14 protein-coding genes are annotated in these 15,993 nt (G+C 34.0%); 5 read left to right on the top strand and 9 right to left on the bottom strand.

All coding sequences use genetic code 11. The annotated features are described in order from the left end of the window. The first annotated feature begins 165 nt into the window (after positions 1 to 165). On the top strand, positions 166 to 2,535 hold the full coding sequence (locus tag FLS47_RS09695) for a GumC family protein (protein ID WP_149914179.1): 2,370 nt from the start codon (positions 166 to 168) through the stop codon (positions 2,533 to 2,535). 288 nt (positions 2,536 to 2,823) lie between these two features. Here the strand turns inward: FLS47_RS09695 and FLS47_RS09690 are convergent, their stop codons facing one another. From FLS47_RS09690 to FLS47_RS09655, 8 genes are all read right to left on the bottom strand, one after another. Further along, a complete protein-coding gene (locus tag FLS47_RS09690; protein ID WP_149914178.1) occupies positions 2,824 to 5,655 on the bottom strand; it encodes a COG1470 family protein in 2,832 nt (943 codons plus the stop codon). A gap of 4 nt (positions 5,656 to 5,659) precedes the next feature. Further along, on the bottom strand, positions 5,660 to 6,730 hold the full coding sequence (locus tag FLS47_RS09685; RefSeq protein WP_149914177.1) for a hypothetical protein: 1,071 nt from the start codon (positions 6,728 to 6,730) through the stop codon (positions 5,660 to 5,662). Then, entirely contained in the window at positions 6,723 to 7,529 is an 807-nt protein-coding gene (locus FLS47_RS09680; protein WP_149914176.1) for a fimbrial biogenesis chaperone, read from the bottom strand. The genes FLS47_RS09685 and FLS47_RS09680 overlap by 8 nt, the downstream gene beginning before the upstream one ends. Before the next feature lie 131 nt (positions 7,530 to 7,660). Further along, on the bottom strand, positions 7,661 to 8,251 hold the full coding sequence (locus FLS47_RS09675; protein ID WP_149914175.1) for a hypothetical protein: 591 nt from the start codon (positions 8,249 to 8,251) through the stop codon (positions 7,661 to 7,663). 193 nt (positions 8,252 to 8,444) lie between these two features. Then, the gene (locus FLS47_RS09670; RefSeq protein ID WP_149914174.1) at positions 8,445 to 9,041 is read right to left on the bottom strand and encodes a hypothetical protein; all 597 of its coding nucleotides are present in this window, start codon (positions 9,039 to 9,041) and stop codon (positions 8,445 to 8,447) included. A gap of 575 nt (positions 9,042 to 9,616) precedes the next feature. Next, positions 9,617 to 10,147 (bottom strand): hypothetical protein, encoded by a 531-nt coding sequence (locus FLS47_RS09665; RefSeq protein WP_149914173.1) that lies wholly within the window; start codon positions 10,145 to 10,147, stop codon positions 9,617 to 9,619. A gap of 357 nt (positions 10,148 to 10,504) precedes the next feature. Next, the gene (locus tag FLS47_RS09660) at positions 10,505 to 10,945 is read right to left on the bottom strand and encodes an IS66 family transposase (RefSeq protein ID WP_149914172.1); all 441 of its coding nucleotides are present in this window, start codon (positions 10,943 to 10,945) and stop codon (positions 10,505 to 10,507) included. 308 nt (positions 10,946 to 11,253) lie between these two features. After that, on the bottom strand, positions 11,254 to 11,814 hold the full coding sequence (locus FLS47_RS09655; RefSeq protein WP_188347403.1) for a helix-turn-helix domain-containing protein: 561 nt from the start codon (positions 11,812 to 11,814) through the stop codon (positions 11,254 to 11,256). A 603-nt stretch (positions 11,815 to 12,417) separates the two neighbouring features. Between FLS47_RS09655 and FLS47_RS19000 the strand changes: the two genes are divergently transcribed. Together FLS47_RS19000 and FLS47_RS09645 are read left to right on the top strand one after the other, a co-directional pair. Then, positions 12,418 to 12,690 carry a DUF4372 domain-containing protein gene (locus FLS47_RS19000; RefSeq protein WP_149914170.1) on the top strand — a complete coding sequence of 91 codons (273 nt, stop codon included), beginning with the start codon at positions 12,418 to 12,420 and terminating at the stop codon, positions 12,688 to 12,690. Beyond that, entirely contained in the window at positions 12,617 to 12,868 is a 252-nt protein-coding gene (locus tag FLS47_RS09645) for an integrase core domain-containing protein (RefSeq protein ID WP_223225212.1), read from the top strand. Before FLS47_RS19000 ends, FLS47_RS09645 begins: the two co-directional genes overlap by 74 nt. A gap of 102 nt (positions 12,869 to 12,970) precedes the next feature. Here the strand turns inward: FLS47_RS09645 and FLS47_RS09640 are convergent, their stop codons facing one another. After that, on the bottom strand, positions 12,971 to 13,387 hold the full coding sequence (locus FLS47_RS09640) for a response regulator (protein WP_149914168.1): 417 nt from the start codon (positions 13,385 to 13,387) through the stop codon (positions 12,971 to 12,973). A gap of 647 nt (positions 13,388 to 14,034) precedes the next feature. Between FLS47_RS09640 and FLS47_RS09635 the strand changes: the two genes are divergently transcribed. Both FLS47_RS09635 and FLS47_RS09630 read left to right on the top strand, forming a co-directional pair. Next, entirely contained in the window at positions 14,035 to 14,607 is a 573-nt protein-coding gene (locus tag FLS47_RS09635) for an RNA polymerase sigma factor (protein WP_149914167.1), read from the top strand. Positions 14,608 to 14,650: 43 nt separating this feature from the next. Beyond that, positions 14,651 to 15,841, top strand: coding sequence for a FecR family protein (locus tag FLS47_RS09630; RefSeq protein WP_149914166.1), 1,191 nt, complete (start codon positions 14,651 to 14,653; stop codon positions 15,839 to 15,841). Positions 15,842 to 15,993 lie beyond the last annotated feature (152 nt).

Genomic DNA, 15,993 nt, shown 5'->3' with positions numbered 1-15,993 from the left:
AATTCACCAGTTTATTATTTGGCACAAAATGATGTAATATATGTAGAGCCTAATGGCGCTCGTGTACAATCATCGAAATATACGCAGAATACTTCCATCTTTGTTTCCGTGTCAAGTGTAATTATTGGTTTAATAGCTATTTTCGTACGTAATTAAATATTTTAAATGAGCAACGAATCACAACAACCAATTCAAGAAGAATCGGATTTAAATTTAAGACAACTTTTTGAACAGTACGCTTATTTTTGGAAATGGTTTTTGTTTTCCATTATAGTTTGCGTTGTTATATCAGTCATATATTTACGCTATGCCGAAAAAATTTATAAAACTGATGCTAAAATCTTATTACAGGACGAGAAACAAGCTTCCGGAGATTTAGCTGGATTATCAGAACTCGCTTCTCTAGCAAGCGGGGGCAGTCAGACATCGGCTTTTGTTTCCGATCAAATTGATGTAATAAAGTCAAGAAGGATACTAAGAAAAGTAATCGAAACGAATAAACTTAATATTACATATAAATCGAAAGGGAAAGTTAAAAGTTCTGAACTATTAGAAAAGCAATCTCCGATAAAAATTGTATTATTAGATCCCAATAATAAGAATGTTGATAGTGTTTCGTATGAATTAAAGGTTGAAATAAGTGAAGGAAAACTAAAGTTAAGTGATAACCATCAAGTTATTGAGAATTATACTTTTGGGAAGAAATTTCTTACACCCATTGGAGCAGTAATGCTTGTTCCTAATGCTTCGCATAAATTGGAGAATAACATGGTGATAAATGTTGATCCTATTCAAAAGGTTATTGATAATTTATTGAACGATATTCAGGTTACTCCAAACAAAGAAAAGCAATCTTTTATAGTAAATTTCTCGATTAATCACTCTAATCGTGATAAGGCATCATTGATTTTAAATTCTTTGGTGCAACAATACGATATTGATGCTGCTGAAGATAAAATTAAAGTTACAAGAGCGACATCTGATTTTATAAATAATAGATTGGCTCTTATTACTAGGGATTTATCATCATCTGATTCGCGTGTAGCTGATTATAAGGATCGAAATAATTTAGTAGATATGAGCTCAGAGGTTCAGATGTATATGCAATCTGCTACTGAAAATGAGCGAAAGCTTGTAGAGTATCAAACACAGCTGAGATTAGCTGATATGATGCGTGAAACAGTGACTGATGAAGGAGGTCTATTACCATCAAATATTGGACTTAATGATCCATCTATTGAAGCCACAGTAAAGTCCTATAATGATTTGATTTTAGAACGTGAAGATTTACTTAAATCAGCTACTCCAGACAATCCAATAGTACAGAATCTTGATAAAAACATCCGTGATATTAAAGCTAACTTAAACACGTCATTAAATAATTATAGAAATGTGTTGTCAACGAATGTTAATATTATACAAGCTCAAACAAGTAAGTACTCAGGCAAATTAGGACAATTGCCAAATCAAGAAAGAGATTACAAGGACATATCACGTCAACAGCAAATTTTTGAAGCTCTATATTTATTCCTATTACAAAAGCGTGAAGAGACTGAAATTAAAGCTGCTGCAACCCCAGCAAATCTTAAAATTATTGATGAGGCATATGGTTCATCTATTCCTGTAGCACCTAAAAAATCAATTATTTTACTGGGTGCTCTAATTTTAGGATTTATTATCCCATTTATTATCCTCTATATTAAATTTTTATTAGATAATAAAATACACTCAAGACGTGATATTGAGGATCAATTTCCTGCACCTATACTGGGAGAAATTCCAACCTCCGAATATCCAATTATTAAAGAGAATGATCGTTCTTCTTTAGCAGAAGCAATCCGTATTCTGCGTACAAACATTTCTTTTATGTTAACAAAGAAGAAGGGAGAAAGTGTGGTAATTTATGTTACTTCAACTACTTCAGGTGAAGGTAAATCTTTTATAGCAACCAATCTTGCTAAAATTCTAGCGATGTCTGGAAAGAAAGTGTTACTCCTTGGCGCAGATATTAGATCCCCTAAAGTATTAGACTATTTAGGTTTATCTCATTTGAAACATACAAATGTCGGTATTACCCAGTATTTGATAAATCCTGATATGCCGATAGACCAAATTATTATTCGCAAGCCAGCTCCTTATGATTTTGATATCATATATTCAGGATATATAGCTCCTAATCCAGCTGAACTTTTAATGAATGGTCATTTTTCAGATATAGTAGATTATGGTCGAGAAAATTATGATTTTGTGATTGTTGATACTGCTCCAGTAAGTTTAGTAACAGATACTATACTAATAGCGGAACATGCCGATTTGACAATTTATGTGGCCCGTGCAAATTATCTGGATAAACGTTTATTAAATGTGCCTAAAGAATTATTCTATCAACGTAAGCTTAATAATATGGCTGTTGTAATTAACGACGTTGACTTTAAACGTGGTTATGGTTATGGCTATGGTTATGGATACGGTTATGGGGATAACTTGAAGGAGAAAAGTTTCTGGAGTAAATTAACTTCTCGATTTAAAGGGTAATCCTATTTAATTAGTTTTTCAAATTATATATTATTCTAATGGCCTTAGTTTTAAATTCTAAGGCCATTATTTAGTAGTTATTAATGACTTAATGATTTTAATCTCTGTGTTTTTATATCTTTGTTTGAATGAGGTTAGCTAAGAAAATTAGGTGTCTTGAAGTGTTTTTATTCATATACACTTTTTAAAAGGAAAAGTATACAATAACAAGGAATTCTATCAGTATAATAAATGAAATTTTTCTTCATTTCAAGTTTTCTTCAAAGTTTATAATCTTTGACCTACTTCTTAAGATCCAAATCTTTTTATTTCAATATTCTTTTTCTTAGCTTTTAAAATAAAGGGTTTTATTTTTAATTTTTCTCCAATTTGTAACTCTACTTCTATAGATTTTTCCTCACTGAGAACATTTTCAGCAAAGCTATTTTTATCGAGCGAAATTATATATTTGCCACGTGGAACTTGGAGTATGAATTTTCCGGTTTCATCAGTTTCGGCTGTATAAATAACTCCATCGCTCGCTTCGGCTAGAACTCTATATCCGCTAAGATTAGTATTAACTGTTAAATCAAAGGCAGGATTATATTCTAAAATAATTTCTCCGTTAAGAGTAGAAACTTGTTGTAATGCTACCTGCACGTTAACTGATTTTGAATCAACATTTACAACTTTTGATTTAGCGCTATAGTTGTTGATGGGTGGAGTAAAAATCACGTAATCGCCAAAAGGAATATTTTTATAAACAGCCTGACCTTTATTATTGGTAGAGAAGGAAACAGATCCAAACATTAAATTGTAATTTGATGCTACAGCATCACCCTGGTCATATACCCCGTTATAATTGTTATCATAGAAAATAAACATTTTAACATTTCCCTGAGGCTTTTTATTTATGATTTTTCCAGAAGGTAATTGCTGTTTTACAACCATTTGTACGTTATTGTATGTATAGGGGTTATTACTTAAACCCTTAGTATAAGTAAACTGCCCCTGCATGGAGATGCGTGTAGTTTTCTTCAATTGGTAGTCAATGCTACCAACATTTAGTACATTAAACCCCCAAAGTTTGCTGTATCTTCCTGTATTATTTAAATTCCATTTTACCTTATCACCTAAAAATGCTCCGCTAGCCTGCACGCCGAATGAATACTGCGTACTCAGACTAGTATTATAAAGTATGCTATTAAATAATTCATATAATTGGAACGTACCTTTTTGAAATCCGCCCATAAAACGAATTTGACCGTAACCATAGGTTGCATCCATTCTTAGGGCTATCTCGCCGGAGCTATTGTTGTCGGTTTGATTAGGGTTGTTAACATTTATATATCCCCCTTCAGCAAGAATATTTATATTATGTTTTCTATTAGCACTGAAGTATTGCCCATTTGTTTGTAATAAATAACTTTTACTACTAAGCTCAAAAGGTATATTTGAGAAACTATAAGATGCATTTTCTGTATTATAGCTCGGTGATAAGGTAATAAAGGCATTTCCTTTTCGCGTAGAGCCAGTGAACTGTGCCTCAAGACGCTGCTGTCTATTTTTGAAGTTTGAAGAATAGTATGTTAGACTTTTTGGAGTAAAGGCATGAAAGTTATAGCCTACAGCACCTTGCCATCTGCCCAATGGGTAGCTAACTCGGTGTTGAAGCTGTGTCACGCCTCTTCTATTTCCTGGATAGTAAGGTGTAGAGTAGAAGTAGTCCATCAAAAACCTCATTTTATTCCACTCTTGTGTGGTTTTCCAACCTAGGGCGATAGCATTTTGTTGATACTTCTCATCATTTCGTACTAAATGAAAAGCTGTTCCCGCTCCTACAAAACCTACCATTGAAGATTTTTCTTTCTTTGGACTTATGTCAAAGGAATTAGTCCACAATAAAAATCCTGTAGTATCTATGGTATTTCTATTAAAAATTACTTGACCATCATAGAATTTTCGGTCCTTTTTTAATTCTCCTAAGCGTAACCTAGCAAAAGCTGTAAGGGGAATACCTGATCCTGGTTGGTAAGAACTTAATAGTTCGTTGCTATTGTCACTTACCCCGAAGTCTACGGCAGTGCCCTTCGCAGTATCTAAAAAAGCATATTTCATACCGCGTCCGTAGAAGGTAGACTCTAAGGATTCTTGCAGATTACCTGCAGTTATTTGGTGCCTGTTATGTTCAAGCTCTAAATAAGTATTGGTGACAAATATGCGATCTAAACCTTGCCAGTTTGCCATATTAACACCGTAGCGAATAGCCCCCGTCTTTGTTTCGTATTCCCCGGTGCTATACATACTATAGTTTTGTTGCTGATTGAATATGTTTGAAACTCGAAGTTCCAAATTATTGCCTGTTGTTTGCCACAGGTTATTCCGCATCGCATCATTAGCATTAAAATCTCTGCTGGAGCTACGGTTGTAAAAAGCGAGTTGTACGTTCCCAAAGGGATCGTCTTGATCGTTAATTCCCGTTACACGAACTAGGTATTGGCTCAGGCTTGTCATGTAGCGCTCCACAATAAAACTGTATATTAGAACAGAATCGGTTCCGGGTAAAAGAAACATAGAGAATTCTTTGAATACAGTCTTTCCATACCTATTTGGGCTAGAGAGTACGATTTTAAAATTTTCCTCTACAGTACCTTCATTTTGGATATTTAGCTTAATGTGTATGCTATCTCCTTGAAGCCTAAAAGTTTGTAGTGGAGTCTGATCTGTAATTGTAATTTTTCTAAAACGTGGAATTTTAATATCTAGCGTCCTTTGACTTACTAGTTTTCCTTCTTTATCTTTTAGAAGTATATTTATCTTAGTGTCCGATACAAGGCTTAAGTTATTTACCTGAGCACGGAATGTAAAATAACGTGTAGCTTTTCCTGGGATAGAGGCCTGAATAGTTGCTGCCCCAAGGATTGTAAAACCTTTAGGAAGATCAATTTCAAAGTGACCACTTAAATCGGTCTGATCCAAATTCTCTAAGCTGAATGAAATAGTATTTAGCCCTCTTTCTACTTTAAGTGGACTTTCTATATTCCATTTTAATTTCTGCGCGTTAACTGTAAAACAAGTAACAGTAATATGAAGTGTAATGAGAAATATAATTCTAAGAATATGACTTGGAAGGGTAGGCATTTTACTAGAGTGGCATCAATTGATAAAGTATAGAAACGGAATAGGTACCTATTGTCAGATCCTTTAAAATGTTATTTGGAATATTTACATCATACTTAACACCAGTATGACGCTTTATGTTTTTATCTTTTGAGGTTCCCCTAAGAACAACTTGTTCGCTAGTAGATAAGGATACTGGAGTTGTTGTTCCTGTACTGTTGGTTTCATTTTGTAAAATAATCTTAATTATACTAAGAGGTAATACGCTTCCAGATGGACTTATCATGTCGCTTTCTAGCGCTTTAACTCGTATTTCATAATCTGTATTCGCGTGTATTGTAAATGCGGATGGAATCTGAACAGACACACCTTGTTTATAGTCGGTAAGGTTTTTAAAGGAGAGGTTCACCTCATCCATTCTTTGATCCACCGCAATGCTAAAATCAGGTTCTACATCTACCAAATGTCCGTCTGTTAGTTTTGGAGGCATCTGTAGAGAATGATTTACTACTTGCGTTCCGATAATTCTATTTTGATTATCGTATAAAGTATATAAGAGCTGAAACCGGTAGGTGACATGCCTGTAAGGATCTGGGCTTAAGTAATCTTCCAGATATCGACCTTGAGCGATGGTCATCTGGCTATAGAGTTGATAGAGCGCTGATGTTCTATTATTTGTATTTATTGGTGTTCGGGATCTATTTATAAGAAATATTTCACCAGAGCTTGGTAAAACTAATGGCTCCAAGGTTGACCCGATGCTTTGTAAGCGCATAAAAGGATCGTTATTATCGCCAGTCCATTTTAAATTAATTTTTTCTGCTGGGAAATCTTTTCCAATTCGATTGGTTCCGCTTTCTAATTTTATAGAATTTAACAGGCGCACCGATAAGGACCATTCACTTTGTGAATATTGTGGAGTACTTAAGCTGAACTGAACAGTAGTAAATCGTTCGGGAGATTGATATCCCAAATAAGAACTTAAAAAAATGTAGTTATTTGACCAAACAGAATATTGCATCTGCGCGTTTGAAACGGGCAAATGCGCAAAAAAAACATATAAGAAAATTAAATATTTTAGTGCAACGTTATTCATGATTAAACGCTATTTCTCCAATTTTGATATCGGGCTGATCGCCATACATAAGCATTACTGTAGCTACATAACGCCCCCTAGCTAAATCATTGGGAATAAGGCTGTAAAATTTACGTTTATCAGCAGGAAGCGCATAAAAACTCACATCATTAGTCTTTGTAAGTTTTCCAGTTTCTTGATTCAAGTATTCAATACGAATATTTCCTTCTGTCCAAGTGTTGCTATTAACTAAATAATCCAGCTCCAGAAATGCATCTGTACTGTCTTTTTTATGATAAACTAAATTGTTGATTTCTACGTCTTGTTTAGCCGTTTGAGACTGTCTATGATAAATTTTAATTCCTGAGCGTACAGCTAATCGGATATTTGCACCTTCTTGCTGTGCGTTAGCACGTGGATTCATCTGTGTTACAAATAACATTGTGGTATGTACTGATTGAGAATTTGCACTCAGCGTATCTGGTACTTTAATGTTTAATTGTAGTTGTTTACTCTCTCCTGGTGCTAAAGCAAAAAATGGCTCTGAGATAGTTAACCAATCTGAGCAGCTGTTTGCAAGGGTGCCTGCTGGAAAAAGCTGATTGTCACCTGTTGGTGAATAGGACCAATCTTCATAAGATACGGCAAGTTCTAAGCTATAGTCCTTGCTTGGATTTGTAACATCTACTAATTGAACCATGCTCGCCCCGGGCCCACCAATAAAATAAACGCGAGGAGGACCAACAGTAAGTCCTGTTTGTGCGCTTAAAGTACTAAATGCAGATAATATAATTAAGATAATAAGCCCAATATTTTTCATATAGATACGTGATTAAAGATAAAATCCGAAAGAAGATGTGTGGTATAAAGTCGAAACTTTTGGCTCTAAGGAGGATGGTATTAAATAATATACAAGTGGTTTTTTAAAAACCACTTGTATAAAAATATATTTTAGTTAGGCACTACTTCGTAAGTAACGTCAACTGTGTAAGCAATTGCTTGATTTCCTACATTATTGAAATATTGTTTCAATTTTGAATCAGAAATTGGTTTACCGAAGTATTTAACATCTAACTCTTGGTCTAATACTGAGGCTTGACCGCTAGATACAGCGCTTAAGTTCCACTCTGGACCATTTACATCAACAGTTCTTCCTGAGGTAACGCCAGCTAAATTTTTACCAACTTCAATTTGAAGAATCTCGTTTGCTGGAATTGTTTCTACACCTGCAGAGCTAGTACGTGTTAAATTGATATTTGATAAGTTCGCCTTAACCTTAAAACCAGTACCAACAGAAGTTACCTTCAATTGATTGTTAATTAAAGCAGAAACACCATTACGGTAGTTTTCCGCGTTAGCATAGGTAAGTGTTACAACATCATCGTAACCATTTCCACCATTTTGAGCTCCAGATCCAATTTCAATAGATTGGAAACTGTTTAAATTAACATTTACTTTAACCTTTACAGGATTAGGGGTCTGCGCATTTGAGACTGTTGAAGCTCCTAAAAGAACGAATGCAGACAAAATTAACTTTTTCATTTTTTGAGTTATTTTTTAGTTTGTTGTTGAAATTTAATTAGTTGTTTAAAAATCTATGCAAAGATAGATGGTTGAGTAAGCTAAGTAGGTATTAAAAACTGCCATAAACCTTTAATTTTTTGCAGTATTTTACTTTTGTAGCGTTTCAGCTACAAAATGTAGCTACTTATCTTACTTGTTGTAGATGAGTGGATTACAGTGGTAAAATTTCGTATAAAACATCTACAGTATATGACAATGATTTATTGCCAACATTATTAAAATACGTTTGTAGTTTATTTTGTGGAATAGGCTTACCAAAATATTTAACATCTAACTGCTCATCTAAAACAGATGCACTTCCTGTGTTGCTAGCCGATAAACCTGTAAATTCTACGCCAGATGGAGTAACGATTTTTCCTGATGTAGCGCCAGATAAGTTCTTACCAACTTGGATTTCTAAAATTTCATTTGCTTGAATGTTTTGCGTTCCTTCAGCGCTAGTACGGTTTAATACTGCTTGAGAAAGTTTAGCTTTAACTTTATAGCCCGAGCCAATGGAGGAAACCTTCAACTGGTTGGGAACATTTTTAGATATACCGTTACGGTAATCATTCGCATCAGCGTAAGTTAAATTTACAATATCGCCATACTCCCCAGATGGTGTTGCTCCCGATCCGATTTCAATACTTTGAAAAGAATTTAAATTAACGTTCACTTTAACTTTAACTGGAGCTGGTGATGAATTTTGCGCATTAGCACTGAAGGAAACTCCTAGTAATACTGCTGCTGATAAGATTAGATTTTTCATTATATTTATATTATTCTCTTTTTTTCTATAGGGATAGTCTATATAATTTTTCCTTGACTATAAGGCTTTCCTATTATTTGTTATCCAAAGTTACAGCGAGATTTTTTTTTCCACGTATTCAAAACTTAAAAATAGTATGAAAATGTACTATTTTGTAGAGACCAAGCTACAAGTATATTTAATTTTAGACTAAATGAAATTTTACGTCCCAAAGTCATGCCTTTTTTAAACCTTGTATGACTACAATTATATCCCTTTACAGCTACCTCAAGGTGGATATTGTAGTTCAAATTGATCTAATTTGTAGCTGAGTTATGGATTAAATGAAAGAGTATTTATTGCTCAAATGGTGTTCAGTATAATTTACTTTGAGCTACATACTGTCCACAAGCGTTCGGGGATATTTAGCACTTTGGGGTGTAATTATTTTTTTGTTTGATCTCTTTAAGATAAGAGATAGTTTGGGACTAGTATTCGCAAAAGATATGGTCTTTGGAGCCAAAAAATCATGCAAACAAAAATTCCTCCTTTACAAAGGAAATTTCTTTATAAAGCAGGAATTCTTACTTAGCTTTTTACTTAGTTTCTATACTATAAAGTACATCATTATAAAATACGATTGTTTTATTTCTTTCTGCAAAACGAATAATGTTTTCGCCTTTTGGGCCTTTATACTGTATGTTGTATACCGCAGAAGTTGTGGGAACACTGCTTGATATAATTTTTCTACCTTCAGTCGTTAGTACACTCGTAGAAAATTCTACTTCACTGTTTTGCGTTGTTGAAACAGGGCTTACTTGAATATCAGGCATAGATACTCTTTCTTCATATTCACTGCCAAGTTTAACAAACTCATTGTTAGCTAGCTTAACCTTTACCTCATATGGTGTGGTGCTAAATACAGATAGATGCGCATTTTTTGTTACCTCTACGCCTGTACGATAATCGTCCAAGGTATTGTAGTTTAAATTTACTACCTGTTGATCAGGGTTAATTGTTAAATTCTGCACGTGATTCAACACGATGTTGATTCTAACTGAAGGTTGTGCTAGAAGGTTGTTTATTCCTAGAATAATAATACCCAATAAAAGTATAAGCCCGCGCATATCATAGTTACCTAATGTTATTGTAATATAGGAAATTTATGTATTACATAACATATTGCGAAAGCTAAAAAAAAAATGATTAAAGTCATTTCGTTAAGAAATACCCTGATATTCAATGGTGTAAAATTTTAAAATATTTATTTTTTTCTAATTTAATTTACGCGTTATAATCATTTATGTGTAAGTCTAAATTTTCTTTACGCGCAGGTGAGCAGACGATTTCTCTCGTCAATTGTAAGTGGATCTTTTAGGGATATATTCGATTTAAGCCTTCATTATTTGCTGCTTTTGCTCCACTTCTACACGAAAAGCTTGGAATAATAGCATAGTCTGGTTGGATTCTCCTACAAAGCGCGCTCATGCTTCTGGCCGAATTGCATACGATTGAGAATTACCCTCTAAGTGCTCAGGAAGTAACACCCGTTTAGGTTTTTTGGGTGAATTCTGGGATTTCTCCTGTAGTTTTTTAATTGCTTCTTGCAGCTCTTGTCCAACCTGTTCTATCAGCGGATCAGGAGCATTCAGGCTAAACATATCTAACTGGCCCGTTATGGCTAACTTAACCAGTTTATCCGAACGAATACCAAAGATCTGACGACGATGATTATCTAAATCAGCGAGCAGTAATGCGCGCTCCTCCTCCAAGCTAATCTTCTGCTTGTTCAGCGTTGTGTATTCCTTACTCAGTGTCGCATTCTCTTGGTTCAACATCGACTTATCCAAAGCATGTAGCTTTTCCAATGCAGCCTTTTCACGTAGACTAGCCTCATAGAGCGCTTTATAGTCGATGTTTTCCACAGCACAAAAATAAACTTTACGCTTTTGTCATGTACTAAAAGCTATTTGTTATTATAAGTTACTTAACAAACTTGAAAATTAACTATGCAAGGCTATCGACGAATGTTTTATTTGATTTTAAATGAACCCGCTGAGTTTAATCTAGTATATTATTTTTCCAGCAGCAATTTCGATTAATATTTCAAAAATTATGTAATTGTTATACACTATCTTAGGGTAGGCAATAAAGACTTGGGGAAGGACTTGTGCTTTGCTTACTTTGTTAAATAATGGAGATCTTCAAAGTTCATTGCTAATTTGATGGTGAATCATATTACCAATGAATTCCGTAATTCAGTAGGGGTCAATCCCGTTTTTTTGTGGAAAAGTGAGCTGAAATTATTTTCATCATTAAAGCCTAGTTCCCATGCAATTTCCTTTATACTGGAATCGCTGTAAAACAGCTTTTGTTTAGCCTTTTTAATAAGCCCATCAGTAATAACCTCTTTTGGTGTTTTTGACAAACTTTTCTTTGTAATTGCAGCTAATCGTCTTGGAGATATTCTAAGCGTTTCAGTATAAAACGATACATTCTTTTGTTGTTGCACGTGCTCATTTATAAGCTCTTGAAATTTCCACAGTAATTTCCTTTGATGGCTATTTATTGCCGTAGGAATTATTTGATTTTTTGATAATTCCAAAAATATATAGATAAATGTTTGCGTAAGCATTAGATGAATCAAATCCTTAACCATAGGGTTTGGAATTTTATCTTTCGCTTGTGTTAATTCTCCTACAATGAATTGAGAAAAATCTATATAATCCTTGGGTATAACAATTTTTACATAGCCCTCCGAGGGATGCCCCATTGTTAGAACTTGCTTAATCAAACTACTGTCCTTTTCCGATATGCAATAAAATAGATCACTGAAGAAAACATATTGGAATGAAAAAATTTCTTTTATTTTAATTTTTGTTAATGATGTATAGAAAAGAACTGAATAAGGTTCTAAATCTACATTTCTATTGTTAATTATTAGATTGTTCCTAGTTTCCTGGGTAATGATTAAATTATAACATGATTGCGTAAAATTATACGTAGCGTTCTTTTTTAAGTTTTCAGGGCTAATGTGCTCAATGCCAAATTCCATATTTGCTTTTAATTTACTTGTTTTTGTAGTATAAGTATTTGTGTTTTGGTACCCACTTTTTTATTTATCTTAAAAAATTTAATGTCAGATATACATATTTTTGATATTATATTTATTGGTTACTTAAACAATTGGTTGTTAATTATTTTCAGATTTATTCTATTAATTTGCAGCTTTCAATATACATAAATAAATGTTTATAAAAAGTCAGAAGCATCCTAAATAAGAAAAAAAATGGCGGTGGTTTAATATAGCAGTGATTGCTATATTTAATTCGCTAAAATAATACTACCGCCATAGTAAATATAAACGTATTTTCTCAGATTTTAGGTCTAGTAGACCGTGACATTTTTAATAAAATGGGTTCAGAAATACCAATGCGACAAGCATCATAAAGGAATCAACAGTTGGACACACTTTGTTAGTATGCTTTTCTGCCATCTTTCATCTGCGGATTCCGTTCGTGATATTTCTAATGGTCTGCGTAGTACTACAGGTAACATGAGTCACATGGGTATCTCTAGGGCACCCAGCAAGTCCAATTTATCCTGCACGCAAAGAAATAGAGATACAGTACATTCAACCAGGCAGGCTGATGCAAAACGGTTACAGTGAACGTATCAACCGTACGTTTCGGGAAAGTATCCTTGATGCCTACCTCTTTGAAGATACTCAGCAAGTACAGATACTTGCAGAAGAATGGATTAAGGATTACAACTACAGAAGAACACATGAGTCATTGGGAGGAAAGATACAAATGGAATACGATACCCTGCCGGCGGCATGTTATTAATAGGTCAACTTTAAAAAAGATTGACCTATTAATAGCAACTATTTTTAAATTTGAAAACTCGCCTGGATGCCAGTCCGAAAATAGGGAGGGTTACACCCCCATTTAGTTGTTATTTTTTCCAAGGGTATGATCTAGGATTTTATAGACATCTTGCCGGTTGATTGGCTTAATGATATAGCCATCAAGAAATTCGTAGTCATATATTTTATTCGTATCTAGTGATAGGGACGAAGAACTAATAATATATATAGTTGATTTGTAAATGAAATCAAATTGATTGACAGCCAAATTTTCAATCAACTCCCAACCATTCATTATCGGCATATTTATATCTAATAGTAGTAAATCAGGAAATAATGATGGTCGACCTTTAATAGAATTGAAATGTTCCCACGCCTCAAGCCCATTTTCAAAGGTTTCGATTTCAATAGTACATGAAGGATATGATTTAATAAAATTTGAATATAAAAACCGATGTAGAATGTTATCCTCAACAAGTGTTACTCGAATTGATTTCATGATAAATACACTTTTTTATGTGAGTTACTCGGAAAAAGCTGAATTTTAACTCTAACAGAATTAACCTTGTATGATATACGATTCTATAGCATAAAAGGCTAATACTTAGTAATTTAATTTGCTGTCATAACTTAGATTTCATACGCTCTATTCGAGAGGATTTCCTTATCCTAAATATACAAAAAATAATTTCAAACATTTTTCATTATTTGGAATATTTTTTTCTTAAAATACTGTTTGCTATACAGTATATTCAATTTTAAAACCTTTTAGCTGCGTTTTGAGTTCTGTTGCTGATGACCCATCTCCAGCTGCTTGAGTGTGTCAAGCGGTAAGCTTTGCGGTTTTTTTTCATCATTTCGAACACTTCAGAACCGCTACAATGTACCTAGATGAAAAAATTAATTCGGTAATATACACTATGACTTTTTAACAATTAAGGTATGCTATCTTCTACATCCCCTGGAGCTATCATGTAAATGGGAAGCAGATTTTCTATTTACTGATTCATTTTATAATCTGCCAAAATATTAATTGTCCCGGGGTAAAAGTTAACATAAGGATAATCATAAAAATGACGCAAAGAATATTAAGTTTTATATCTTTGATTTGAAATTAGTAGAACTAACTGGATATCAAGTTTAATTATGCATTCTCTGTCAAAGGATATAATTCATGCTGTAAAGCAGGGAGATAGAAAAGCTTTTGAGATTTTTTACAACACCTATTCTTCATTTGTTTATCAGGTGGCCTATAAAATTTTAAGAGATCCTTATCTTGCAGAAGAAGTCGTGCAGGAAACCTTTGTCAACTTGTGGGTAAACAAAGAGTATATTGACCAGAGTAAAGAAATCACCTCATTTATTTTTGTTATCGCTAAAAGAATTTGCTTAAATAACCTACGAAAACTCAAGTATGCAAATACCTATTTAACACAGGTGTCTGTTCGGCATATAAATGATGTGCAGGAGAAAATTGAGTATTCAGAATTTGAAAAATCAATGATTTCAAAAGTAGCATTATTGCCAAAGCAGCAAAGGATAGCATTTGAATTAAGTAGATTTGAAGGTTTTACACACCAGCAAATAGCAGATAAAATGGGTGTTTCTCCCCATACTGTTAAAAACCATATAGCGCAAGCATTAGCCTATTTGAGGAAATCCTTCAGGGCCACTAAATATGAAATCCCCCTTTTAATTATTTTTTTTCTTTTCAACTAGTACTACACCCTTAGTTATGTGTACTGTATAAAAAGACGGTACATTGGACGAGCAAAGACTTAAAATATTATATAAGAAACATTGTAATAACGCATTAACGGCGGAAGAATTTGAGGAATTTCATCAGGCTCTAGAAGATATTGATGCCCAGTCACTTCTTAGTCTCTATGCCGATAGTGGTCAGGACAATGCAGCTGACTCTTTTGCTAAAGAAGATGTCTTTAATCGTATTTCAAGCAAAATAGATGATTTAGAAAAGCAGAAAGAATTTTCTATTAAAAAGTCGAATAAGGTGTTGTACTATAGAGTTGCAGCTGCTGTGGCTGTGTTCTTTATTTTCTCTTATTTCATTCTGAATCATATAGCTCATGATTCCAGTATAGAATCCAATAAGTCCGCTCTTGAAAGCTTATCCAACGATAATACTAAAACCCTAGCTAGTAACAGTAGTAATATTCAATTTGCTGATGGGAGAACTTTAGACCTAGATTTATTGCCTGATGATAGTATTTCCCATAGAGGTATATCTATTGTTCGTGTTGCAGAGAACGAGCTGACTATACATAATGAAACAGGCTCGGCAGACTTCGATTTGAATAGCTTTCATATGTTTGCCGCCAAAAAAGGATCTACACTAAAGTTGACCCTGCCTGATAAATCCACCGTGCAACTTAACTCTGGATCTAGTATAAATATTTCTTCCAGCTATGGTATTAAGGATCGTAATGTATTGCTCAAAGGAGAGGGATTCTTTGAAGTAGCGCATAATAAACAGACACCCTTCATCGTCGAGGTAAAAGATGCTAAAATCAATGTCTTAGGAACAGTATTCAATTTATCTGCGTATGATCAAGATAAGGAAGTCCAGGCGACATTAATAAGTGGATCCATTGCGGTAAATACAAGCATTGATCAAACCGTTATTAAGCCAGGTCAAAAGGCAACAGTAGGTGCCCGGTCTGCAATCCGGGTCGATAGTAATGTTGATCTAAATCAGATACTAGCATGGCGTGAGGGCATATTTAGGTTTCAAGATCAGTCGATTGAATCCATCTTGAATGAACTCTCCAAGTGGTATTATATAGAAGATGTCCAAGTGGCAACTAACCTTAAAGATAAATTCACGGGAAGCATAAAAAGAACAAAGCAACTTAAAGATGTTTTAACAGCAATACAGGAGGTCTCTGATTTGCATTTTGAATTACAAGAGGGGAGGGTGAAGGTGATGAAGTAGAGATAGATTACCTAAAATTTTTTAAAGGGCAGTACGGCAATACTACCCCTTAAGAATATAATACTTGGCCAATTAAATTGTGTGTAACTTATAAAACCAAATATAACCAAATGTATAAAAATATTACTGCAATTGTGCGGACCCACCCACAG

Origin of the sequence: Sphingobacterium cavernae, assembly GCF_008520265.1 — a bacterium.
Taxonomy (GTDB): domain Bacteria; phylum Bacteroidota; class Bacteroidia; order Sphingobacteriales; family Sphingobacteriaceae; genus Sphingobacterium; species Sphingobacterium cavernae.
This window is presented reverse-complemented; position numbering and strand designations above follow the sequence as displayed.